At 62.1% G+C, this 23,644-nt stretch carries 23 protein-coding genes; 14 read left to right on the forward strand and 9 right to left on the reverse strand.

Annotated features, from left to right (window positions below):
- Nucleotide 1: 1 nt before the first annotated feature.
- The 5 genes from tusC (at nt 2) to I9018_RS20630 (ending at nt 3,080) form a co-directional block, all read left to right on the forward strand.
- A complete protein-coding gene (gene tusC / locus I9018_RS20610; protein WP_241107383.1) occupies nt 2-364 on the forward strand; it encodes a sulfurtransferase complex subunit TusC in 363 nt (120 codons plus the stop codon).
- Nucleotides 364-660 (forward strand): sulfurtransferase complex subunit TusB, encoded by a 297-nt coding sequence (gene tusB / locus I9018_RS20615; RefSeq protein ID WP_068582317.1) that lies wholly within the window; start codon nt 364-366, stop codon nt 658-660. The genes tusC and tusB overlap by 1 nt, the downstream gene beginning before the upstream one ends.
- A complete protein-coding gene (locus I9018_RS20620) occupies nt 657-992 on the forward strand; it encodes a TusE/DsrC/DsvC family sulfur relay protein (protein WP_068582314.1) in 336 nt (111 codons plus the stop codon). The genes tusB and I9018_RS20620 overlap by 4 nt, the downstream gene beginning before the upstream one ends.
- Nucleotides 989-1,990 carry a glycosyl transferase family protein gene (locus tag I9018_RS20625; RefSeq protein ID WP_241107384.1) on the forward strand — a complete coding sequence of 334 codons (1,002 nt, stop codon included), beginning with the start codon at nt 989-991 and terminating at the stop codon, nt 1,988-1,990. The genes I9018_RS20620 and I9018_RS20625 overlap by 4 nt, the downstream gene beginning before the upstream one ends.
- 88 nt (nt 1,991-2,078) lie before the next feature.
- Nucleotides 2,079-3,080 carry a glutathione S-transferase family protein gene (locus I9018_RS20630; protein WP_241107385.1) on the forward strand — a complete coding sequence of 334 codons (1,002 nt, stop codon included), beginning with the start codon at nt 2,079-2,081 and terminating at the stop codon, nt 3,078-3,080.
- Between the two features lie 46 nt (nt 3,081-3,126).
- Here the strand turns inward: I9018_RS20630 and cysG are convergent, their stop codons facing one another.
- The 6 genes from cysG to I9018_RS20660 form a co-directional block, all read right to left on the reverse strand.
- Nucleotides 3,127-4,521: a siroheme synthase CysG gene (gene cysG / locus I9018_RS20635; protein ID WP_068582306.1), complete on the reverse strand. Its 1,395-nt coding sequence runs from the start codon at nt 4,519-4,521 to the stop codon at nt 3,127-3,129.
- The gene (gene serS, locus I9018_RS20640) at nt 4,522-5,802 is read right to left on the reverse strand and encodes a serine--tRNA ligase (protein WP_068582303.1); all 1,281 of its coding nucleotides are present in this window, start codon (nt 5,800-5,802) and stop codon (nt 4,522-4,524) included.
- Nucleotides 5,803-5,818: 16 nt separating this feature from the next.
- The gene (gene crcB, locus I9018_RS20645; RefSeq protein WP_068582300.1) at nt 5,819-6,193 is read right to left on the reverse strand and encodes a fluoride efflux transporter CrcB; all 375 of its coding nucleotides are present in this window, start codon (nt 6,191-6,193) and stop codon (nt 5,819-5,821) included.
- A complete protein-coding gene (locus I9018_RS20650) occupies nt 6,190-7,515 on the reverse strand; it encodes a replication-associated recombination protein A (protein ID WP_068582298.1) in 1,326 nt (441 codons plus the stop codon). Before I9018_RS20650 ends, crcB begins: the two co-directional genes overlap by 4 nt.
- 29 nt (nt 7,516-7,544) lie before the next feature.
- Nucleotides 7,545-8,168: an outer membrane lipoprotein chaperone LolA gene (gene lolA / locus I9018_RS20655; RefSeq protein WP_068582295.1), complete on the reverse strand. Its 624-nt coding sequence runs from the start codon at nt 8,166-8,168 to the stop codon at nt 7,545-7,547.
- Between the two features lie 69 nt (nt 8,169-8,237).
- A complete protein-coding gene (locus I9018_RS20660; RefSeq protein ID WP_124348072.1) occupies nt 8,238-10,646 on the reverse strand; it encodes a DNA translocase FtsK in 2,409 nt (802 codons plus the stop codon).
- A 296-nt stretch (nt 10,647-10,942) separates the two neighbouring features.
- Between I9018_RS20660 and trxB the strand changes: the two genes are divergently transcribed.
- The 4 genes from trxB to infA all read left to right on the forward strand — a co-directional run bounded on the left by trxB (nt 10,943) and on the right by infA (nt 13,731).
- On the forward strand, nt 10,943-11,893 hold the full coding sequence (gene trxB, locus I9018_RS20665) for a thioredoxin-disulfide reductase (protein WP_241107386.1): 951 nt from the start codon (nt 10,943-10,945) through the stop codon (nt 11,891-11,893).
- Nucleotides 11,894-11,965: 72 nt separating this feature from the next.
- Nucleotides 11,966-12,646 carry a leucyl/phenylalanyl-tRNA--protein transferase gene (aat, locus tag I9018_RS20670; protein ID WP_068582284.1) on the forward strand — a complete coding sequence of 227 codons (681 nt, stop codon included), beginning with the start codon at nt 11,966-11,968 and terminating at the stop codon, nt 12,644-12,646.
- 58 nt (nt 12,647-12,704) lie between these two features.
- Nucleotides 12,705-13,412, forward strand: a complete 708-nt coding sequence (locus tag I9018_RS20675) for an arginyltransferase (protein WP_068582281.1) — start codon at nt 12,705-12,707, stop codon at nt 13,410-13,412.
- Between the two features lie 100 nt (nt 13,413-13,512).
- A complete protein-coding gene (gene infA, locus I9018_RS20680) occupies nt 13,513-13,731 on the forward strand; it encodes a translation initiation factor IF-1 (protein WP_002553999.1) in 219 nt (72 codons plus the stop codon).
- Between the two features lie 152 nt (nt 13,732-13,883).
- On the opposite strand, the gene clpA is transcribed toward infA, so the two are convergent.
- A complete protein-coding gene (clpA, locus tag I9018_RS20685; protein WP_068582278.1) occupies nt 13,884-16,154 on the reverse strand; it encodes an ATP-dependent Clp protease ATP-binding subunit ClpA in 2,271 nt (756 codons plus the stop codon).
- A gap of 29 nt (nt 16,155-16,183) precedes the next feature.
- Complete coding sequence (clpS, locus tag I9018_RS20690) at nt 16,184-16,546, reverse strand: ATP-dependent Clp protease adapter ClpS (RefSeq protein WP_011062173.1); 363 nt, start codon at nt 16,544-16,546, stop codon at nt 16,184-16,186.
- 224 nt (nt 16,547-16,770) lie between these two features.
- Between clpS and cspD the strand changes: the two genes are divergently transcribed.
- Nucleotides 16,771-17,028 carry a cold shock domain-containing protein CspD gene (gene cspD / locus I9018_RS20695; RefSeq protein WP_068582275.1) on the forward strand — a complete coding sequence of 86 codons (258 nt, stop codon included), beginning with the start codon at nt 16,771-16,773 and terminating at the stop codon, nt 17,026-17,028.
- Nucleotides 17,029-17,106: 78 nt separating this feature from the next.
- Here cspD and icd read toward each other — a convergent pair whose 3' ends face one another.
- Complete coding sequence (gene icd / locus I9018_RS20700) at nt 17,107-18,363, reverse strand: NADP-dependent isocitrate dehydrogenase (RefSeq protein ID WP_011062175.1); 1,257 nt, start codon at nt 18,361-18,363, stop codon at nt 17,107-17,109.
- A gap of 506 nt (nt 18,364-18,869) precedes the next feature.
- Here icd and I9018_RS20705 point away from each other — a divergent pair.
- From I9018_RS20705 to hflD, 4 genes are all read left to right on the forward strand, one after another.
- Nucleotides 18,870-21,095: an NADP-dependent isocitrate dehydrogenase gene (locus I9018_RS20705; protein WP_241107387.1), complete on the forward strand. Its 2,226-nt coding sequence runs from the start codon at nt 18,870-18,872 to the stop codon at nt 21,093-21,095.
- 201 nt (nt 21,096-21,296) lie between these two features.
- Nucleotides 21,297-21,743: an NUDIX hydrolase gene (locus I9018_RS20710; RefSeq protein WP_068582269.1), complete on the forward strand. Its 447-nt coding sequence runs from the start codon at nt 21,297-21,299 to the stop codon at nt 21,741-21,743.
- A gap of 71 nt (nt 21,744-21,814) precedes the next feature.
- Nucleotides 21,815-22,948 carry a tRNA 2-thiouridine(34) synthase MnmA gene (gene mnmA / locus I9018_RS20715; protein WP_241107388.1) on the forward strand — a complete coding sequence of 378 codons (1,134 nt, stop codon included), beginning with the start codon at nt 21,815-21,817 and terminating at the stop codon, nt 22,946-22,948.
- Nucleotides 22,945-23,568, forward strand: a complete 624-nt coding sequence (gene hflD, locus I9018_RS20720; RefSeq protein WP_011062179.1) for a high frequency lysogenization protein HflD — start codon at nt 22,945-22,947, stop codon at nt 23,566-23,568. The genes mnmA and hflD overlap by 4 nt, the downstream gene beginning before the upstream one ends.
- Nucleotides 23,569-23,644 lie beyond the last annotated feature (76 nt).

Raw genomic sequence — 23,644 nt, forward strand, 5'->3', positions numbered from 1 at the left:
GATGGCCAAGTCCCTGCTGCTGGTCAGCCGCCAGGCCCCCTGGTCCGGTCCGGCCGCCCGCGAAGCCCTGGATATCGTCCTGGCCGGTGGCGCCTTCGACCTGCCCATCGGCCTGCTGTTTCTCGACGATGGCGTGCTGCAACTGATGCCCGGCCAACAGGCCAAGGCCCTGCGCCAGAAGGACCTGGCCGCCAACCTTCAGGCATTGTCGCTGTTCGGGGTGGACGAGCTGTTCGCCTGCCGCACCAGCCTCGACGCCCGGGGCCTGGACCCGAACAGCCTGGGCCTCGATACCGTCCAATTGCTCAGCGCCCCGGAGCTGGCCGGGATCATCGACCGTTATGACCAGGTGATTACCCTCTGATGTCGACCTTGCATGTGTTGTCCCACTCACCCTTCACCGACGACCGCCTGGCCAGTTGCCTGCGCCTGCTGGGGAGCGCCGATGCGTTGCTGCTGTGCGGCGACGCGGCCTATGCCCTGCAACCCGGTACCGCGCCCTGCAACGAGCTGGAGGCACGCGACGGCCTGAAACTCTACGTGCTGGAAGAGGACCTGCGCGCCCGGGGGCTGGCCCTGCCCGCCTGGGCCGAGGCCGTGGACTATCCCGGCTTCGTCGAACTGTCGATCCAGCATGACAAGGTCAACACCTGGCTATGAACACCCTCACCGTGGGCGCGCGCGCCATCGAACTGGACAAGGACGGCTACCTGGCCGACCTCACCGACTGGTCCGCCGAAGTGGCCCAGGCCCTGGCGGCCACCGAGGAACTGGAGCTGGGCCCCGAGCACTGGGAAATCATCGAGCTGCTCCAGGCTTTCTACCGGGAGTTCCAGCTGTCGCCCGCCACCCGCCCGCTGATCAAGTACACCGCCCTCAAGCTGGGCCCGGACAAGGGCAACAGCCTGCACCTGAACCGCCTGTTCAAGGGCACTCCTGCCAAACTGGCCGCCAAGCTGGCAGGCCTGCCGAAGCCGACCAATTGCCTATGAACGATTTCGCCCCCCTGCTCACGCAAACCCCGGACGAGCATCCCTTCGCCCAGTTCGTACGAATTCTTGGCAAGGGCAAGCGCGGCGCCCGTGGCCTGACCCAGGCAGAAGCCCGACAAGCCATGGGCATGCTGCTGGACGGCAAGGTCGAGGACACCCAGCTGGGCGCCTTCCTCATGCTGCTGCGGCACAAGGAGGAAAGCCCGGAGGAACTGGCCGGCTTCACCCAGGCCCTGCGCGAGCGCCTGGATGCCCCGGCCATCCGCCTTGACCTGGACTGGCCGACCTATGCCGGCAAGAAGCGCCACCTGCCGTGGTACCTGCTGGCAGCCAAGTGCCTGGCCCAGAACGGCGTGCGCATCCTGCTCCACGGCGCTGGCGCCCACACCGCCGGGCGCCTGTACACCGAACAATTGCTGGAACCGCTGGGCATTCCCTTGTGCCGTGACTGGCAGGCGGTGGCTACGGCCCTGGACCAGGGCAACCTGGCGTTCATCCCCCTGGTGGACTGGGCACCACAACTGCAGCGGATGATCGACCTGCGCAACGTCCTCGGCCTGCGCTCGCCGATCCACTCCCTGGCCCGCCAGCTCAACCCCCTGGGCGCCCGTTGCGGGCTGCAGAGCATCTTCCACCCCGGCTACCAGGCGGTGCACCGCGAGGCCGCCAGCCTTTTGGGCGACAACGTCATAGTGATCAAGGGCGATGGTGGCGAGATCGAAATCAATCCGGACGCCATCAGCCACTTGTACGGCACCCGCGATGGCATCGCCTGGGACGAGGAATGGCCCGCGCTGTCGGCGCAACGCCATGTGAAACCGGCCAGCCTGGAACCCGAGCATCTCAAGGCGCTATGGCGCGGCGAGGTTGAAGACAGCTACCCGCAACTGGCGCTGCTGGCGACCATGGCCCTGGCCCTGCGCGGCCTGGGCACGCCCCGGGAGCAGGCCTTCGAGCTGGCCCAGCAGTATTGGGATGCCCGCGATAGATCGATCTGATCGATCCTGATCACCCAGGTTTTGCGCTTTTTGTTCGAGCGCCCAGGCATAGACTGCACGCCTACGCATAACAGCTGAGGAGCATTCCATGGGTTTGCTGATCGAAGGACGCTGGCATGACCAGTGGTACGCCAGCGGCAAGGACGGGTCTTTCCAACGAGAACAGGCCCAGCGGCGCCACTGGGTCACCCCCGATGGCCGCCCCGGGCCCAGCGGCGAAGGCGGCTTCGCGGCCGAAGCCGGGCGTTACCACCTTTATGTTTCGCTGGCCTGCCCCTGGGCCCATCGCACCTTGATCGTGCGCCAGCTCAAGGGCCTGGAGAGCCTGGTGGAGGTGTCGGTGGTGAGCTGGTTGATGCGCGAGCATGGCTGGACCTTCGACCCGTCCCAAGGCTCCAGCGGCGATCACCTGGACGGCCTGGATTTCCTGCACCAGCGCTATACCGCCGACACCCCGGACTATACCGGTCGCGTCACCGTGCCCTTGCTGTGGGACAAGCAGCAGCGGCGCATCGTCAGCAATGAGTCGGCGGAGATCATCCGCATGTTCAACAGCGCTTTCGATGGGTTGACCGGCAATCCCCTGGACCTCTATCCGCAGCCATTGCGAGCCCGTATCGACGAACTCAACGGGCGCATCTACCCGGCCCTGAACAATGGCGTGTACCGCGCCGGCTTCGCCACTTCGCAACAGGCCTACGAGGCGGCCTTCGATGAGGTGTTTGCCGAGCTGGACGCCCTGGAAGCCTTGCTCGATGACCAACGCTACCTCGCCGGCCAGTACCTGACCGAGGCGGATGTACGCCTGTTCACCACGCTGGTTCGATTCGACGCGGTGTACCACGGCCATTTCAAATGCAACCTGCGACGTATCGCCGACTACCCGAACCTGTCCAACTGGCTTCGCGAGCTGTACCAATGGCCGGGAATTGCCGCAACCGTGGACTTTACCCATATCAAGGGGCACTACTACGCCAGCCACGCCAGCATCAACCCGACCGGCATCGTGCCCAAGGGGCCATTGCAGGATTTCGAGGGCAGCCATGATCGACAGCGCTTGAGCGGACGCGGGATATGGCGCAGAGATTGAACGCACTCGCCGCCACGATGCAGGAACACCGTGACGGCGAAACGTTTCAGGCTTGAGGCTGGGCGCCTTCGAACCAGGCCAGCTTGTCGCGCAGTTGCACCACTTCGCCAACGATCACCAGGGTTGGAGCATGGACCTCGTGCTCCGCCACCAGGGCCGGCAGGTCCGCCAGAGTTCCGGTGAAGACTCGCTGGTTGCTGGTGGTGCCCTGCTGGATCAGCGCCGCCGGGGTGCTGGCAGCACGACCGTGCTTGACCAACTGCTCGCAGATGACCGGCAGTCCCACCAGGCCCATGTAGAACACCAGGGTCTGGGCCGGCGCCACCAGATCGGCCCACGGCAGGTTGGTGGTGCCATCCTTGAGGTGACCGGTGACGAAACGTACCGATTGCGCATAGTCGCGGTGGGTCAGTGGAATCCCGGCGTAGGCCGAGCAACCACTGGCCGCGGTAATCCCCGGCACCACCTGGAAGGCGATGCCCTGGGCCGCCAGCTCCTCGATCTCCTCGCCACCACGGCCGAAAATGAACGGATCACCGCCCTTGAGCCGTACCACACGCTTGCCCTGCCGGGCCAGGTCCACCAGTTGCTGGTTGATCTGGTCCTGGGGCACCGCATGGTCGGCACGACGCTTGCCCACATAGATGCGCTCGGCGTCGCGCCGGCACAACTCAAGGATGGCCGGGGCCACCAGGCGATCGTAGAGCACCACATCAGCCTGCTGCATCAGGCGCAGGGCACGGAAGGTCAGCAGGTCCGGATCGCCCGGGCCGGCCCCCACCAGGTACACCTCGCCCTGGGCACTGGGTGCCTGGCCGGCGATCCGCGCTTGCAGCAGGCGCTCGGCCTCGGCCCCTTGCCCGGCCAGTTGGCGGTCGGCGACAGGCCCCTGGAATACCTCTTCCCAGAACGCCCGGCGCTGCTGCACATCCGGGAACAGGTTCTTGACCTGGGTTCGAAAACGCGCGGCCAGGCCGGCCAGCTGGCCGTAGGTAGACGGGATCCAGGTTTCCAGCTTGGCCCGGATCAACCGCGCCAGCACCGGCGCATCGCCGCCACTGGAGACCGCGATGACCAAGGGTGAGCGATCGACAATGGCCGGGAAAATCACGCTGCACAGGGCTGGCGCATCCACCACGTTGACCGGCAGGCAACGCCGATGGGCATCGGCGGACACCTGGGCATTGAGGGACTGGTCGTCGGTGGCGGCGATGATCAGGGCGCAGCCGTCGAGATCCGCCTCGGCGTAGCCACGCAACAGCGATTCACCGCCGCTGGCGACGATCAACTCCTGCAATTGCGCTTCTATTTCAGGTGCGACCACCCGCAGCTGCGCACCGGCATCGGCCAGCAGACGGGACTTGCGCAAGGCAATCTCCCCTCCACCGACCACCAACACACGACTGCCGCGAAGCTTGTGAAACAGCGGCAGAAATTCCATTTAGCCGATGACCTCGACACCACCCATGTAAGGCTTGAGTACATCCGGCACGCGGATCGAACCGTCGGCCTGCTGATAGTTCTCCAGCACGGCTACCAGGGTCCGGCCTACGGCCAGGCCGGAACCGTTGAGGGTGTGCACCAGCTCCGGCTTGCCGGTTTCCGGGTTGCGGAAGCGCGCCTGCATGCGGCGGGCCTGGAAGTCGCCACAGTTGGAGCACGAGGAGATCTCGCGGTACTTGTCCTGGCTCGGAACCCAGACTTCCAGGTCGTAGGTCTTGAGCGCGCTGAAGCCCATGTCGCCGGTGCACAAGGCCAGTACCCGGTACGGCAGTTGCAGCAGCTGCAGGACCTTCTCGGCGTTGGCGGTCAGGCCTTCCAGGGCATCCATGGAGGTGGATGGCTCCACCACCTGGACCATCTCGACCTTGTCGAACTGGTGCTGGCGGATCATGCCGCGGGTGTCGCGGCCCGATGCGCCAGCTTCACTGCGGAAGCATGGGGTATGGGCGACGAACTTCAACGGCAGCTGCTTGGGATCGAGGATCTCGCCAGCGACGATGTTGGTCAGGGACACTTCGGCGGTCGGAATCAGGTACAGATCGGCCTCGCCTTCGCGAGTGATCTTGAACAGGTCTTCCTCGAATTTCGGCAACTGGCTGGTGCCTACCAGGGCCGGGGCTTGCACCAGGTACGGGGTATAGGCCTCTTCGTAGCCGTGCTCGCCGGTGTGCAGGTTGATCATGAACTGCGCCAGGGCGCGATGCAGGCGGGCGATGGGGCCGCGCAGCAGGGCGAAACGCGCGCCCGAGAGCTTGGCGGCGGTTTCAAAATCCAGCCAGCCATGGGTTTCGCCCAGGGCCACGTGGTCCTTGATCGGGAAGTCGAAGCTGGCCGGGGTGCCCCAGCGGCGTACTTCGACGTTGCCGTCTTCGTCTTCGCCTAGCGGCACCGACTCGTGAGGCAGGTTGGGAATGCCGAACAGGATCGAATCCAGTTCGCCCTGGATGCTTTCCAGCTCGGCCTTGCCGGAGGTCAGCTCGTTCCCCATGCGCTCGACGTCGGCCATCAGCGGGGCGATGTCTTCGCCGCGCTGCTTGGCCTGACCGATGGACTTGGAGCGCGCGTTACGTTCGGCCTGCAGTTGCTCGGTGCGGGTCTGCACGGTCTTGCGCTGTTCTTCCAGCGCCTCGATGCGTGCCACATCCAGGGCGAAGCCGCGGGATGCCAGGCGATCCGCTACGTCCTGAAGGTTGCTACGTAACAGTTTGGAATCGAGCATGTCGTTCTCTCGTTTATCAAAGTTTGGTCAGGGACAGGCCAGCCCAGGTGGCGAGCAGCCCGCCGAATACACTCAGCGCCGCGTAGCCCAGGGCCAGCGCCACTTGTCCGCTTTCCAGCAGACGCACGGTATCCAGTGAAAAGGATGAAAAAGTCGTCAGGCCGCCGAGGAAACCGACGATCAATCCGGCACGCACTTCGATCGGCACTTCCGGACGGATCAGGAACAGTCCGTATAGCACGCCGATCAGCAGGCAGCCCACGATATTAACGGCCAGCGTCGCGGTATAGAAGTGCCGCGGCCAATTGGCGCTGATCCAGTTGCCAGTGGCGAAACGCAACAGGGTGCCGGCCACACCGCCGGCACAAACCGCGAGGATCAACGGGATCAAGGTTTTCTCCGCTGCAGGGGGCTGGCCCGGTCGAGCGCAGCCAGGTGCTTGAGCTTCTCGCCGATCTTCAGTTCCAGGCCACGGGGCACCGGCTGGTAGAGGGCCAGGGGTTCGAGTTCCTCGGGGAAATAGTCCTCGCCGGCAGCGTAGGCATCCGGCTCATCGTGGGCGTAGCGATATTCGTCGCCATAACCGAGCTGCTTCATCAGCTTGGTCGGGGCATTGCGCAGGTGGATCGGCACTTCCAGCGAACCGTGCTCGGCAGCGGCCCGCATGGCCGCCTTGAACCCCATGTATACGGCGTTGCTCTTCGGCGCGCAGGCCAGGTAGGTAATAGCCTGGGCCACGGCCAACTCGCCCTCGGGACTGCCCAGGCGCTCTTGCACATCCCAGGCCGCCAGGCACAGGCTCAGGGCCCGGGGGTCGGCGTTGCCAATATCCTCGCTGGCCATGCGCACCACGCGCCGGGCCAGGTACAGCGGGTCGCAGCCGCCGTCGAGCATGCGGGCGAACCAGTACAGGGCACCATCGGGGTTGGAACCGCGCACCGACTTGTGCAACGCGGAGATCTGGTCGTAGAAGGCCTCCCCTCCCTTGTCGAAGCGCCGGCGGGTATCCCCCAGCAGGCTCTGCAACAGCTCGGTTCCAATCTCGCCACCGTCTTCGGCCAGGTCCGAAGCATTTTCCAAGAGGTTGAGCATGCGCCGGCCATCGCCGTCGGCCGCCGACAGCAGCATCTGCAAGCCTTCGTCACTGAGGCTCAGCTGGCGCTTGCCCAAGCCCTTTTCCTCGCTCAGGGCACGCTGCACCAGGCTACCCAGGGCCGCTTCATCCAGGCTCTTGAGTACATAGACCCGGGCCCGGGAGAGCAGCGCGTTATTGAGTTCGAAGGAAGGATTCTCGGTGGTGGCACCGATGAAGATCAGGGTGCCGTCTTCCACATAGGGCAGGAAGGCATCTTGCTGGGACTTGTTGAAACGATGCACTTCATCGACGAAGAGGATGGTCCGCCGGCCGTATTGCCCGGCCTGCTGCTTGGCGATGTCCACCGCCTGGCGAATCTCCTTGACCCCAGCCAGCACCGCGGAAACCGTTTCGAAATGCGCGTCGGACACCTCCGCCAGGAGTCGTGCCAGGGTGGTCTTGCCTACGCCTGGCGGCCCCCAGAAGATCATCGAGTGCAGGGCGCCCTGCTCCAAGGCCTCGCGCAGCGGCTTGCCCCGGGCCAGCAGGTGCTGCTGGCCGACATACTCATCCAGGTTGGTCGCACGCAAGCGGGCGGCCAGGGGCTGGGCGATCGGGGCACTACGAAACAGGTCCATGGGTTACCTTCAAGCCTGCGGGCAAAGCCTTATTCTTGGATCACGTCGGCACCCTTGGGGATGTCGAACTTGAACTTGGAGGCCGGGATCGATTCGTTGGCCTTGACCCCGGTGAACAGGATATTGGTGCGCTGGCCGACACTGTCGATCAACTGCATGTCATTGATCATACCGTTGCGAAACGACAGGCGCAGACTGTCGAACAGCGTATCGCGGGTCTTGGGCTTGAGGACGAAGTCCATCACACCACCGGCTTCCTTGGAAGTGATGTCGAAGCTTTCGCTGATCTTCGACACATCGCCGGAGAGCAGCAGGGCCGGGGTCTGGGTCAGGCGCTGGTCGAGCTTCTTGATGGTCACCTGCTCCAGGTCAGGGTCCCAGAGCGAAACCTTCTGGCCATCGGAAACCATCAACTGCTCCTGGGGAGCATCGGTGTGCCAGTAGAACAGGCCAGGACGCTGCAGGGACATCTCGCCCGCGGTTTCCTGCAACTGGGTGCCGCTGCCGTCGAGGGTCAGTTGCGAGAAACGCGCACTCAGGGTCTGGGATTTTTCCAGCAACTGGGTCAGGCGAGCCACGTCTTTCGGGTCGGCATGGGCCGACAAGGTGGTCACGGCCAGTACCGGCAGCAGCAACATGCGGATCAGGCGCATGGGATTCCTCATTAAGATGGATGGGTGTACAAGCGGCGTGGCCTCACGCCGCTGATATCAGAACCGGGATCAGTCGCGCGAAGGGCCGGGGGCCAGCACTTCTCGGGAGCCGTTGGTGTTCATCGCCGTCACCACGCCGGCCATTTCCATGGCCTCGATCATCCGGGCGGCGCGGTTGTAGCCGATCTTGAGCTTGCGCTGGACCGCGGAAATGGAGGCCCGGCGGCTCTCCAGCACGAACTGTACCGCTTCGTCGTAGAGCGCGTCGGCTTCCGGATCATCGCCATCACCACCGCCGCTGCTACCTTCGAAGCCACTGCCGGCCTCTTCGACGCCATTGAGAATGTCGTCGTTGTATTCCGGAGCGCCGCGCAGTTTCCAGGCCTCCACCACGCGATGCACTTCATCGTCGGATACGAAGGCGCCATGGACCCGGATCGGCAGGCTGGTACCGGGCGGCATGTAGAGCATGTCACCGTGGCCCAGCAGTTGCTCGGCGCCCCCCTGGTCGATGATGGTCCGCGAGTCGATCTTGCTCGACACCTGGAACGCCATGCGGGTCGGGATGTTGGCCTTGATCAGGCCGGTGATCACATCCACCGACGGCCGCTGGGTCGCCAGGATCAGGTGGATACCGGCGGCCCGGGCCTTCTGGGCGATACGGGCAATCAGCTCTTCGACCTTCTTGCCGACGATCATCATCATGTCGGCGAATTCGTCCACCACCACCACGATGGTGGGCAGCTTGCTCAGCAACGGCGCTTCGTCGTGGATGCTCTCGCGGTTGTACAGTGGGTCGGACAGCGGCGTGCCGGCATCGATAGCTTCCTTGACCTTGGCATTGAAGCCCGAGAGGTTACGCACCCCCATCTTGGCCATGAGCTTGTAGCGCCGCTCCATCTCCGCCACGCTCCAGCGCAGGGCGTTGGCCGCGTCCTTCATGTCGGTGACCACCGGGCACAGCAGGTGCGGGATGCCTTCGTAGATCGACAGTTCGAGCATCTTCGGGTCGATCATGATCAGCTTGGCGTCTTCCGGCCCGGACTTGAACAGGATCGACAGGATCATCGCATTGACCCCCACCGACTTACCGGAACCGGTGGTACCGGCCACCAGCAGGTGCGGCATCTTCGCCAGGTCGGTGATGATCGGCTTGCCGCCGATGTCGTGGCCCAGGGCCAGGGTGACCGGGGACTTGAAGTTGTCGTATTCCGGAGTGGAGAGTACTTCGGAGAACCGCACGATCTGCCGGTCTTCGTTGGGAATCTCGATGCCCACGGTGGTCTTGCCGGGAATCACTTCCACCACCCGCACGCTGGTCACGGCCAGGGAACGGGCCAAGTCCTTGGCCAGGTTGGCAATGCGGCTGACCTTGACCCCGGCCGCTGGCTGGATCTCGTAGCGGGTAATCACCGGCCCTGGGTGGATGGAGTCCACCGCGACCTCGACCCCGAACTCCTTGAGCTTGATCTCCAGCAAGTGGCCGACGGCCGCCAGGGACTCGGGGGAGTAGTTGAGCTGTTTCTTTTCCGCAGGGTCGAGGATCGAGATCGGCGGCAAGGTGCCTTCCACCGCGCTGTCAATGAACAGCGGTACCTGCTTTTCCTTCTGCACCCGCTTGCTCGGCTCCGGCGCCTTGGTGACTACCGGGGTGATCACCGGTGGCACCTGCTTCTCGCGCTCGGACATGTGCTTGCTCAGGGCCTGCTCGCGCTCGATCAGGCGCTCCTTGACCTTGGCCTGCTCGCGCTTGTCGGCAACGTTCGGGGTCACGACTTCGTCGACCCGGGCATCCACCTCGCGCAGTTGCGCTACCAGCTGCTTGCGCTCCATGCGTGCGTCCCACCAACGATTGGCGGCGCCATGGAACAACTCGAACAGGTCGAGGGTGATCTTGCCGGTGACATCCATGACCTTGAACCAGGAAAGGTCGGTGAACACCGTCAAGCCAAACAGGAACAGGGCGATGAACATCAGGGTGCTGCCCTGCACGTTCAGGGCATTCTTGGCCAGGTCGCCCAGGCTCTCGCCCAAGGCGCCGCCGGCACCGGCCGGCAAGCCCGTGGCGGCATGGAAATGGATATGCGCCAGCGCGGCCCCGGACAGGACCAGGAACACCAGGCCGATCAGTCGCCAGGAAAACAGCCAGCCGCTCCACTGCCAGGGCTCATGGCGTTGGCGGAAAATCTGGTAAGTCTTGACCGCCAGCAGCAGCGGGAAGATATAAGCGAAATACCCCAGCACCATGAACAGCATGTCGGCGCTGTAGGAGCCGGCAGGACCACCGAAGTTCTGCACATCCTCGATCTTGCTGTTATGGCTCCAACCCGGGTCGTCCTTACCGTAGGTCAAAAGCGCCATCATCAAGAACAGGCACAGGGCTCCAATGGCGATCAACGCACCTTCCTTGAGTCGGTAGTGCAATTGTTGTCGCCAGAGCGGAACTACAGGTTTGGGTGCTGCGGTGGATTTCTTCAAAACGCGTCTTTTCCTGCGCCAAGGGCGCGTCCAACGGGTGATTGACTACAAGATACTGCTCAATCCGAGCAGGTAAATAAAGTTGACCGGCGTAACTGGGGCTACTTTTAACACTCTGCCCCTTGCTTCTGAAACAGTGCAATTCTGAATAAGCCTGTTACATCGTCGCATTGTACGGGTTTGTTCAAGCCATGCCACGCTAGGACGCTCTTCCAGGCATGGCCAGCGGCCTGTCACGTACTGTTCAATTGGAGCATGCATTCTCTTTTGTGACAAAGGCTTATGAGGTGTTTTTTATGAACGAAGCGAAGCATTCACGCCTGATCATTCTGGGCTCCGGCCCTGCCGGTTACAGCGCCGCCGTCTATGCCGCTCGCGCCAACCTCAAACCGACCGTCATCACCGGCCTGCAAGCTGGCGGCCAACTGACCACCACCACTGAAGTGGACAACTGGCCCGGCGATGTCGAGGGCCTGACCGGCCCGGTTTTGATGGAGCGCATGCAAAAACATGCCGAGCGCTTCGACACCCAGATCGTCTATGACCACATTCATACCGCCCAGTTGCAAAAACGCCCGTTCATCCTCATTGGCGACAGCGGCACCTATAGCTGCGACGCCCTGATCATCGCCACCGGAGCCTCGGCGCAGTACCTGGGCCTGCCCTCGGAGGAGGCCTTTGCCGGCAAAGGGGTTTCAGCCTGCGCCACCTGCGACGGCTTTTTCTATCGCAATCAGGTCGTCGCGGTGGTTGGCGGCGGCAATACGGCCGTGGAAGAAGCCCTCTACCTGTCGAATATCGCCCGGGAAGTGCACCTGGTACACCGTCGCGACAAGCTGCGGGCGGAGAAGATCCTGCAAGACAAACTGTTCGACAAGGCCGCTAATGGCAATATCCGCCTGCATTGGAACCAGCACCTGGATGAGGTCCTGGGAGACGCCAGCGGTGTCACCGGGGCCCGGCTCAGGGACAGCCAAAGCGGCGCGACCACGGACCTGGCGCTGTCGGGGGTCTTCATCGCCATCGGCCACAAGCCCAATACCGACCTGTTCAAGGATCAACTACAGATGCGCGATGGCTACCTGCTGATCAAGGGTGGCAGCGAAGGCAACGCCACGGCCACGGGCATCGAAGGCGTATTCGCCGCTGGCGATGTGGCCGACCATGTCTACCGCCAGGCCATCACCTCTGCCGGCGCTGGCTGCATGGCGGCCCTGGATGCGGAAAAATTCCTCGACGACAACTGAGTCCTCACCCTACGCTTGTGGCGGGCCATCACAGGCTCGCCACCGCCCTCCCCTACCGCAAGCCTGAATACCATGCTGACCTGGCTACAACGCAACAACCTTGTCTTCCCCCCGCTGGAAAAAGCCATGCGCGAGCCCAACGGGCTGTTGGCCGCCGGTGGCGACCTGTCCGCCGAACGCCTGGTTCAGGCCTATCGCCACGGCTGTTTTCCATGGTTTTCCGAAGGCCAGCCGATCCTCTGGTGGTCGCCCGACCCGCGTACAGTGCTGTTTCCAGATGAACTGCATGTTTCCCGCAGCCTGGGCAAACTGCTGCGCAAACAACGCTACCAGGTCACCTTCGACCAGGATTTCGCGGGGGTAATCAGTGCCTGCGCCGAACCCCGAGCCTATGCCGACAGCACCTGGATCAGCCAGGCAATGCAACAGGCCTACTTGCGCTTGCACCAGCAAGGCCACGCCCATTCGGTAGAAGTCTGGGACCAGGGCACCCTGGTGGGCGGCCTGTATGGACTGGCAATGGGCCAACTGTTCTTTGGCGAATCGATGTTCAGCCGTGCCGACAATGCCTCGAAGTTCGGTTTCGCCACCCTGGTGGAGCGACTGAAGGCGTGGGGTTTCGTACTGATCGACTGCCAGATGCCCACTGAACACTTGCATAGCCTGGGAGCCCGCGCCATTACCCGCCTGGAGTTCGCCGGCTACCTGAGGCACCACCTGGATCAACCGAGCAGCGCCACATGGCTTTCCTAGGCGGGCTTGGCGGCGGTGGCTTACACTTAATTCCAAAGCTTATCCCGAGGGTTGACTCATGACCGAGTTGGCGCGCCTGAAGTTTTATGCCACTCAACCCCATTCTTGCAGCTACCTGCCCGGCGAACAGGCCACCACCTTGTTCCTCGATCCCAGCCAGCCCATGGACGTGCACGTCTACGCGGACCTTTCGGAAATGGGGTTTCGTCGCAGCGGCGATCATCTGTATCGCCCCCATTGCCAAAACTGCAACGCCTGCGTACCTGCGCGCATTCCGGCCGCACAGTTCCTGCCCAACCGCCAGCAAAAGCGCATCCTCAAGCGCAACAGCGACCTGAGCGTCCTGGCGACCAAGCCCAGCTTCAGCGAAGAGTACTTCGACCTGTATCGCCGCTATATCGAGCAACGTCATGCCGATGGCGACATGTTCCCCCCCAGCCGCGACCAATTCGCCACATTCCTGGTGCGCGACCTGCCCTTTTCTCGCTTCTATGAGTTCCGCCTGGAGGGACGACTGCTGGCCGTGGCCGTCACCGACCTGCTGCCCAACGGCCTATCGGCGGTGTACACCTTCTATGAACCCGACGAAGAGCGTCGCAGCCTCGGACGCTACGCGATCCTCTGGCAGATCGGCGAGACCCTGCGCCAGGGGCTGGATGCGGTCTATCTTGGCTACTGGATCAAGAACTGCAAAAAAATGAACTACAAGACCCAATATCGCCCCATCGAGCTGCTGATCAACCAGAGATGGGTGATCCTGAACTAGAAGGTCTTGGCTTGAACCCCACTTTTCGGGCACAATGCACGCCGCTTTTGCCTGGCGCAGTTGCACCGGGCCATTAACTGGACACCGAGGGCTTTACTGCATGTCGAAAGAAGACAGCTTCGAAATGGAAGGCACTGTCGTCGACACCCTGCCCAACACCATGTTTCGCGTGGAGTTGGAAAATGGGCACGTCGTAACCGCGCATATCTCCGGTAAGATGCGCAAGAACTACATTCGTATTCTTACCGGTGACAAGGTGCGCGTCGAGCTGACGCCCTATGACTTGAGCAAAGGGCGCATCACTTACCGCGCCCGCTAAGCGATTAATACAAGACGCCCGGCGATGCCGGGCGTTTTTGTTGGCGTCGAAACAACCGCCAGGGTCTCGTCATGAATCCTGGCCATCAAATCCCAGACAGCACAAAGGCACCTTTCGGTGCCTTTGGCGTTTCTGGATGACCTGTACGAGTATCAGGCCATTTCCGCAGTGGTCTCGAAATCGAAGACCAGCTCGCCATCCTTGATGTCGATGTGCACTACACCGCCATGGTCGGACAACTCGCCAAACAGGATTTCCTCGGCCAATGGACGCTTGATCTTGTCCTGGATCAGGCGCGCCATCGGACGCGCACCCATGGCCACATCGTAGCCACCGGCGGCCAGCCAGCTGCGAGCAGCATCGGTCACTTCCAGCTGCACGCGCTTGTCTTCCAACTGCGCCTGGAGCTCGGTAAGGAACTTGTCCACCACGCTCTTGATCACTTCATGACTCAGGCGACCAAACTGGATAATGGTATCCAGGCGGTTGCGGAACTCCGGCGTGAAGCTCTTCTTGATCACTTCCATGGCATCGGAAGAGTGATCCTGATGAGTGAAACCGATAGAGGCTCGCGCCGCGGTTTCGGCACCGGCGTTGGTGGTCATGATGATGATCACGTTGCGGAAGTCCGCCTTGCGCCCGTTGTTATCGGTCAGGGTTCCGTGATCCATGACCTGCAGGAGCAGGTTGAAGACTTCCGGATGGGCCTTCTCGATCTCGTCGAGCAGAAGCACGCAGTGCGGTTGCTTGGTGATGGCCTCGGTCAGCAGCCCGCCCTGGTCGAAACCGACATAACCGGGGGGCGCACCGATCAGGCGCGACACGGTATGCCGCTCCATGTACTCGGACATATCGAAACGTACCAGCTCGATCCCCATGGCCTTGGCCAATTGCCGCGCCGCTTCGGTCTTGCCGACACCGGTAGGGCCGGCGAACAGGAATGAACCGACCGGTTTGTCCGGCGATTTCAGGCCCGCACGGGACAGCTTGATCGCGGTAGCCAACGAATCGATCGCCGCATCCTGGCCGAACACCGTCAACTTGAGGTCGCGCTCGAGGTTGCGCAGCAGCTCCTTATCGGAACTGGTGACATGTTTCGGCGGAATACGGGCAATTTTCGCCACGATATCTTCGACCTGCGCCACTTCGATGCGCTTCACGCGCTTCTCGGCCGGCTGCAGGCGCTGGAAGGCGCCCGCCTCGTCGATGACGTCGATGGCCTTGTCCGGCATATGACGGTCGTTGATATAGCGCGAGGCCAACTCCGCCGCTGCGCGCAGGGCTTCATCGCTGTACTCGATACTGTGGTGCTGCTCGAAGCGCGCCTTGAGTCCGCGCAAGATGCCAATCGTGTCCTCGACCGAGGGCTCGGTGACATCAACTTTCTGGAAGCGCCGAGCCAAGGCCCGATCCTTCTCGAAAATCCCGCGAAATTCCTGGAACGTGGTCGAACCGATGCAACGGATATCACCCGAGGACAGCAGCGGCTTGAGCAGGTTCGACGCATCCATCACGCCGCCGGACGCGGCGCCGGCCCCGATGATGGTATGGATTTCATCGATGAACAGGATCGCTTGCGGGCGCTTCTTCAACTCACCCAGCAATGCCTTGAAGCGCTTCTCGAAGTCGCCCCGGTACTTGGTACCAGCGAGCAAGGCGCCAAGATCCAGGGAATAGACCACGCTATTGCTCAGCAGGTCAGGCACCTGGTTATCGACAATGCGCTTGGCCAGGCCTTCGGCGATGGCGGTCTTGCCCACGCCTGCCTCACCCACCAGCAATGGATTGTTCTTGCGCCGGCGAGCCAGGATCTGCGCCACGCGCTCGACTTCATGCTCTCGACCCACCAATGGATCGATTCGCCCCTGGCGGGCCAGTTCGTTGAGATTGCTGGCATAGGCATCCAGCGGATTGCCAGAGGAGGAAGGTTCGCCACCCTCCTCGTCCTGCATTTCCTGCTCACCTTCAGAATGATCGCCATGCCCCGGCACCTTGGAAATGCCATGGGCGATATAGTTGACCACGTCGATACGGGCAACGCTCTGCTGCTTGAGCAGGAACACGGCCTGGCTTTCCTGCTCGCTGAAGATCGCTACCAGCACATTGGCACCGGTTACTTCACGCTTGCCCGAGCTCTGCACATGGAACACCGCGCGCTGCAATACGCGCTGGAAGCCCAGGGTTGGCTGGGTCTCGCGATCTTCATCGTGCACAGGAATCAATGGCGTGGTGGAGTCGATGAACTCCTGCAGGTCATGCTTGAGCTTGTCGAGGTTTGCTCCGCAGGCACGGAGAACAGTTGCGGCGGCCTCATTATCCAGAAGCGCCAACAAAAGATGCTCGACAGTCATGAACTCATGACGCTTCGAACGAGCTTCCTTGAAGGCGAGATTGAGGGTGACTTCGAGCTCGCGGTTTAACATAGCTTCACCTCATACCCAAGTGGTCGGAGTTAACCGTCCTTCTCGATTTCACAGAGTAGCGGATGCTGGCTTTCCCTGGCGTACTGGTTGACCTGCATGGCCTTGGTCTCGGCGATGTCGCGGGTAAACAATCCACACACTGCCCGCCCTTCGGTATGGACGGCCAGCATGACCTTGGTCGCCAGCTCGCGATTCAGGTTAAAAAACATCTCGAGCACTTCGACGACGAAATCCATCGGCGTGTAGTCATCGTTGAACAAAACCACCTTGTACATTGGCGGCGCCTGCAATGCGGGCTTGGCCTCCTGTACCGCCAAGCCAGCGGAATCGTCGTCGTGCAAGTCCGGGCGATCCTGATTGAATGTTAGTCGAATCTGGCTGATTGCATGCATGGAAAGAAAGGTTCGTCAGTTGTGCAAATACAGTGGTGGGGGCGCTCTTTGAGGAATTCAACTCCGACCGCCGGGTCACCTTGACTATCGGCAAAACGGTGTTACAACCAATAGGGCCCACATTGGGTAATAAACGTCCGCGGCGTCAATCTTTTTACCAAGTTTGGCGGCGGATGAACTGGATGATACTCCAGTGATGGAGTCTGTTGCAGAGGGATATGAGTATGGCTAGCGGTAAGGTCAAGTGGTTCAACAATGCCAAGGGTTACGGCTTTATTAATGAGGAGGGCAAGAGCGATGACTTGTTTGCCCATTACTCGGCCATCGAAATGGATGGCTACAAGACCTTGAAAGCCGGACAGGCCGTGAGCTTCGAGATCATCCAAGGGCCCAAGGGACTGCATGCGGTCAAAATAAACTCCTTGAAGGCACCCGGCGAAACTGTCGCCACCGAAGTCCTCCATGAGAGCGCCTTGAGCTGATTCACCCAACATCCAGTCATAAAAAACCGGCCGATTCAAGGGATTGAATCGGCCGGTTCGTTTTGCCCGCAGCTCAGCTTACATGTGCGAGATCAGCGCATCACCGAAGGCCGAGGACGACAACAGGGTGGCACCGTCCATCAGGCGTTCGAAGTCGTAGGTCACGGTCTTGGCCGAGATAGCACCATTGGTGCCCTTGATGATCAGATCCGCCGCCTCGGTCCAGCCCATATGGCGCAGCATCATCTCGGCGGAGAGGATCAGCGAGCCCGGGTTGACCTGGTCCTTGCCGGCATACTTGGGCGCGGTACCGTGGGTCGCCTCGAACATGGCCACGGTGTCGGACAGGTTGGCGCCCGGGGCGATACCGATACCACCAACTTCCGCTGCCAGGGCGTCGGACAGGTAGTCACCGTTCAGGTTGAGGGTAGCGATCACATCGTATTCAGCCGGACGCAGCAGGATCTGCTGGAGCATGGCATCGGCGATGGCATCCTTGACGATGACGTTCTTGCCGGTTTTCGGGTTCTTGAACTGCATCCATGGACCGCCATCGAGCAAGGTCGCACCGAACTCCTCGGCCGCCACTTCATAGGCCCATTCCTTGAAGGCACCTTCGGTGAACTTCATGATGTTGCCCTTGTGCACGATGGTCAGCGAGTCGCGATCGTTGTCCACCACATACTGCAGCGCCTTGCGCGCCAGGCGCTTGGTGCCCTGCAGGGATACCGGCTTGACGCCGATGCCGCAATTCTCGTCGAAACGGATCTTGGTGACGCCCATTTCCTCTTTAAGGAACTTGATCACCTTGGTGGCCTCGGCCGAACCGGCCTTCCACTCGATACCGGCGTAGATGTCTTCGGAGTTCTCACGGAAGATGGTCATGTCCACATCGCCAGGCTTCTTCACCGGGCTGGGCACGCCTTCGAACCAGCGCACCGGACGCAGGCACACATACAGGTCCAGTTGCTGGCGCAGCGCCACGTTCAGCGAGCGAATACCGCCACCGACCGGGGTGGTCAGCGGGCCCTTGATGGAAACCACGTAGTCCTTCACCGCGTCCAGGGTTTCCTGGGGAAGCCAGGTGTCCTGGTCGTACACTTGAGTCGCTTTTTCCCCGGCATAGACTTCCATCCAGGAAATCTTGCGTTCGCCGCCGTAGGCCTTCTTAACTGCAGCATCGACAACCTTGATCATGACCGGGCTGATATCGACACCAATACCGTCGCCTTCGATGAAAGGAATAATCGGGTTGTTAGGAACATTGAGAGAATGGTCTGCGTTGACGGTGATTTTGTCGCCGACTGCTGGAACCTGAATCTTCTTGTATCCCATGCTGAACTCCGTTGTGTGGATTGAACATCTGGCTGCGTTCGAGCGTAACCCAGTTGCATCTGGACGGGAACCTCATGTTCCACCCATATGCCGCGAAAGCTGCGCAGCGCGCGGCCTACAAGCCTGAAAGCAAAGGGAAAACTGCCAAATTCGAGCACTGCAGACGACTCTACTCCGCCCCCTTGCCTGCGACCTTTAGACCAATGGACGAGCGCCCACGCCTATGAAGCGACGGCGTTTTGCTAGCTACCTATGTATAATGTCGCCGCTGACCACAGAGTCACGACGGCCGAACGCTCTGCAACCGGAAAAAGACTAGCCGAGACTGGCCGCCCAAAGCCGGGTTGTTACCGCAGCCCACCCGCTTGACGCTCGACTGATGCACCCAACATCACCGCGAAGAAACCTCGACATTCGGCTCATGGATGACCTTTGAACGAAAGCGCTTACCCGGCGCACCTCGAGTTTCTGCGCACGCTTTAGCAAAGAAGAGAGTTAATCCGAATATGCCCACCCGCTCGAAGATCATCTACACCTTCACCGACGAAGCACCCGCCCTCGCCACCTATTCCCTGCTGCCTATCGTAGAAGCCTTCACCGCTTCGGCTGATATCGCCGTGGAAACCCGCGACATCTCCCTGGCAGGCCGCATCCTCGCCAGCTTCCCCGAGCAGTTGGGCACCAAGGCCGTGCCGGACCACCTCGCCGAACTGGGCGAGCTGGCAGTCACTCCAGAAGCCAACATCATCAAGCTGCCGAACATCAGCGCCTCGGTCCCGCAACTGCAAGCGGCCATCAAGGAGCTGCAGGCCCAGGGCTATGCCCTGCCGGACTACCCGGAAAACGCCAGCACCGACGCCGAGAAAGACGCCAAGGCACGCTACGACAAGGTCAAGGGCAGCGCCGTGAACCCGGTCCTGCGTGAAGGCAACTCCGACCGCCGCGCCCCGCTGTCGGTGAAAAACTACGCCCGCAAGCACCCGCACAAGATGGGCGCCTGGACCCAGGACTCCAAGTCCCACGTTGCCCACATGAGCGACGGCGACTTCTACGGCAGCGAAAAGGCCGCGCTGATCGAAGCCGCCGACAGCGTCAAGATCGAGTTGATCGCCCAGGACGGTACCGCCACTGTCCTGAAGGAAAAAACCAGCGTACAAGCCGGTGAGATCCTCGACTGCGCCGTGATGAGCAAGAAGGCCCTGCGCGCCTTCATCGCCGCCGAAATCGAAGATGCCAAGGCAAAGGGCGTACTGCTGTCGGTCCACCTCAAAGCCACCATGATGAAGGTCTCCGACCCGATCATGTTCGGCCAGATCGTCGCCGAGTTCTACCAGGACGCCCTGGCCAAGCACGCCCAAGTGCTGCAGGAAATCGGCTTCAACCTGAACAACGGCATCGGCGACCTGTACGCCCGCATCAAGGCCCTGCCAGCCGAGCAGCAAGCTGCGATCGAGGCTGACATCCAGGCCGTCTACGCCGCCCGCCCTGCCCTGGCCATGGTCAACTCCGACAAGGGCATCACCAACCTGCACGTGCCGAGCGACGTCATCGTCGACGCCTCGATGCCGGCCATGATCCGTGACTCCGGCAAGATGTGGGGCACCGACGGCCAGCTGCACGACACCAAGGCGGTGATCCCGGATCGCTGCTACGCCACCATCTACCAGGCCGTGATTGAAGACTGCAAAGCCAATGGCGCCTTCGACCCGACCACCATGGGCAGCGTGCCGAACGTCGGCCTGATGGCGAAAAAAGCCGAAGAGTACGGCTCCCACGACAAGACCTTCCAGATCAAGGCCGACGGCGTGGTACGCGTCACCGACAGCAAGGGCGGCCTGCTGCTGGAGCAGAAAGTCGAAGCTGGCGACATCTTCCGCATGTGCCAGACCAAGGACGCGCCGATCCAGGACTGGGTCAAGCTGGCCGTCAACCGCGCCCGCGCCAGCAGCACCCCGGCGATCTTCTGGCTCGACCCGATGCGCGCCCACGACGGCGTGATGATCGAGAAGGTCCAGGCCTACCTGAAGGACCACGACACCAGCGACCTGGACATCCGCATCATGTCGCCGGTCGAAGCCATGAAATTCACCCTGGCCCGCACCCGCGACGGCAAGGACACCATCTCGGTGACCGGTAACGTGCTGCGTGACTACCTGACCGACCTGTTCCCGATCATGGAACTGGGCACCAGTGCCAAGATGCTGTCCATCGTGCCATTGATGAACGGCGGTGGCCTGTTCGAAACCGGCGCCGGCGGCTCCGCTCCGAAGCACGTGCAACAGCTGCTGGAAGAAAACTTCCTGCGCTGGGACTCCCTGGGCGAGTTCCTGGCACTGGCCGCCTCCCTGGAGCACCTGGGCAACACCTACGACAACGCCAAGGCCCTGGTCCTGGCCAAGACCCTGGACCAGGCGACTGGCCAGTTCCTGGACAACAACAAGTCGCCATCGCGCAAAGTCGGCAACATCGACAACCGCGGCAGCCACTTCTACCTGGCACTGTACTGGGCCCAGGCCCTGGCAGCCCAGACCGAGGACGCAGCACTGCAAGCGCAGTTCGCTCCTCTGGCCAAGGCCCTGAGCGAGAACGAAGCGACCATCGTCGCCGAACTCAACGGCGTACAAGGCAAGCCAGTGGACATCGGCGGCTACTACGCAGCCAACCCTGAGCTGGTGAGCAAGGCCATGCGCCCGAGCGCCACGCTCAACGCGGCTATCGCTGCACTGGCTTAAGCCATACCGCTGTAACGCAAACCCCGGCCCCGCGCCGGGGTTTGTGCTTTCTGGACAACCTCATGCCTGCAGAAGCTTGCTCGCGAAAAGGGGCCGCGATGGGTCAGGCGAAACGCGTTACCTTCATCGCGAGCAAGCTTCGCTCCTACAGGCACGGGTGTTCGTTTTATGATGATCGCCCACTCAAACAGAGCCCTACCTATGGAATGGCAACCCCATATCACCGTCGCCACCATCGTCGAGGACCAGGGACGCTTCCTGTTCGTCGAGGAGTTCCAGGGCGACCAGGCGGTCCTCAACCAGCCCGCCGGACACCTGGACGCGAATGAAAGCCTGCTGCAGGCAGCCGTGCGCGAAACCCTTGAAGAAACCGGCTGGGACGTGGAGTTGACCGGCGTAGTGGGCATCTACCTCTACACCGCCCCCAGCAACGGCGTGACCTACCAGCGCGTGTGCTTCGCCGCCAGGCCGTTGCGCCACCACCCCGACTACCCACTGGACGACGGCATCATCGGCCCACGCTGGCTGACTCCAGAGCAATTATTGGAGCAGCGCGCCCACTGGCGCAGCGAGCTGATCCTGCAGTGCCTGGACGATTACCTGGCCGGTCACCTGCACAGCCTGGCGTTGATCCGTCCGTCGCTTTGATCGCAGTTTCCCCCTTGCAGGCGTCAGCCTGTTAGAATCCCGTCCTTTTTCCAGACACCCGTTGAATTCCTATGCGTGATCCAGCCCCTTCTGACACCCAAAAGAAGCGCGTCATTGTCGGCATGTCCGGCGGCGTGGATTCTTCCGTTTCCGCCCTCCTGCTGATGGAGCAGGGTTACCAGGTGGAAGGCCTGTTCATGAAGAACTGGGAGGAAGACGACGGAACCGAATACTGCACCGCCATGGACGACTTGGCCGACGCCCAGGCCGTCTGCGACAAGCTGGGCATCAAGCTGCACACCGCCAACTTCGCCGCCGAGTACTGGGACAATGTGTTCGAGCACTTCCTGGAGGAGTACAAGGCCGGCCGCACGCCGAACCCGGACATCCTGTGCAACCGGGAAATCAAGTTCAAGGCGTTCCTGGACTACGCCATGATGCTCGGCGCCGACCTGATCGCCACCGGCCACTACGTGCGCCGCCGTGATATCGACGGTCGCACCGAGCTGCTCAAGGGCCTGGACCCGAACAAGGACCAGAGCTACTTCCTGCATGCCGTGGGCGGCGAGCAGATCGCCAAGACCCTGTTCCCGGTGGGCGAACTGGAAAAACCCGAAGTACGCGCGATTGCCGAGAAACACGATCTGGCCACAGCAAAGAAGAAAGACTCCACCGGCATCTGCTTTATCGGTGAACGACGCTTCAGCGACTTCCTCAGGCAGTACCTGCCGGCCCAGCCCGGCGAGATCAGGACCACCGAGGGTGAAGTCATCGGCCGCCATCACGGCCTGATGTACCACACCATCGGCCAGCGCCAGGGCCTGGGCATCGGCGGCCTGAAGGACGCCGGCGACGAGCCGTGGTACGTGCTGGCCAAGGACCTGGAGCACAACGAGCTGATCGTCGGCCAGGGCAACGACCACCCCTGGCTGTTCTCCCGCGCCCTGCTGGCCTCGGAGATCTATTGGGTCAACCCCGTCGACCTCAGCCAGCCTCGACGCCTGACCGCCAAGGTGCGCTACCGCCAGGGCGACCAGGCCTGCACTCTGGAACAGACCGCCAACGGCTACCGCGCCACCTTCGACGACCCGCAACGCGCCGTGACCCCGGGCCAGTCCGTGGTGTTCTACGACGGTGAAATCTGCCTCGGCGGCGGCGTCATCGAAGTGGCAGAGCCCTGGACCAGCAAGGACCAGCGTCCATGAGCCCGATCCAGGAGCAATTGACCGCACTGGGCGGGGTATTCCTCGCCGCGGTCCTGGTGGACCGGATCGCCAAGACCGGACAAGTCAGCGAGGCCGCCCTGAGCTGCATGCTCGGCAGCCTGCTGATCCGCGACCCGAAGGACACCCTGGAAGTCTATGGCGGCGACGATATCAACCTTCGCGAAGGCTATCGCGCACTGATCGGCGCCCTCGAGCGCGACCCCAGCACGCTACAGCGCGAACCCTTGCGCTATGCCCTGTCGATGCTGGGCCTGGAGCGCCAACTGGCCAAGCGCGACGACCTGCTGGAGACCATCGGCAAGCGTCTGCCCCAGATCCAGTCCCAGGTGGAGCACTTCGGCCCAGCCCACGAGAACGTCATCGCCGCCTGTGGCGGCCTGTACCAGGACACCCTGAGCACCCTGCGCCAACGCATCCAGGTCCACGGCGACATGCGCAACCTGCAGCAGCCGAGCAATGCCTCGAAGATCCGCGCACTGCTGCTGGCCGGTATCCGCTCGGCACGCCTGTGGCGCCAACTGGGCGGCCATCGCTGGCAATTGGTGATCAGCCGGCGCAAGTTGCTCAAAGAGTTGTATCCATTGATGCGCAGCAGCTGAGCTGCGCTCGCCCTACCCGCTTTTCAAGAGCTGCGCGTAAGACGCTGGTCAGTTGGCAACGGACCGGCGGATATTT

It is taken from the genome of Pseudomonas sp. MPFS (assembly GCF_022537035.1).
Taxonomy (GTDB): domain Bacteria; phylum Pseudomonadota; class Gammaproteobacteria; order Pseudomonadales; family Pseudomonadaceae; genus Aquipseudomonas; species Aquipseudomonas sessilinigenes.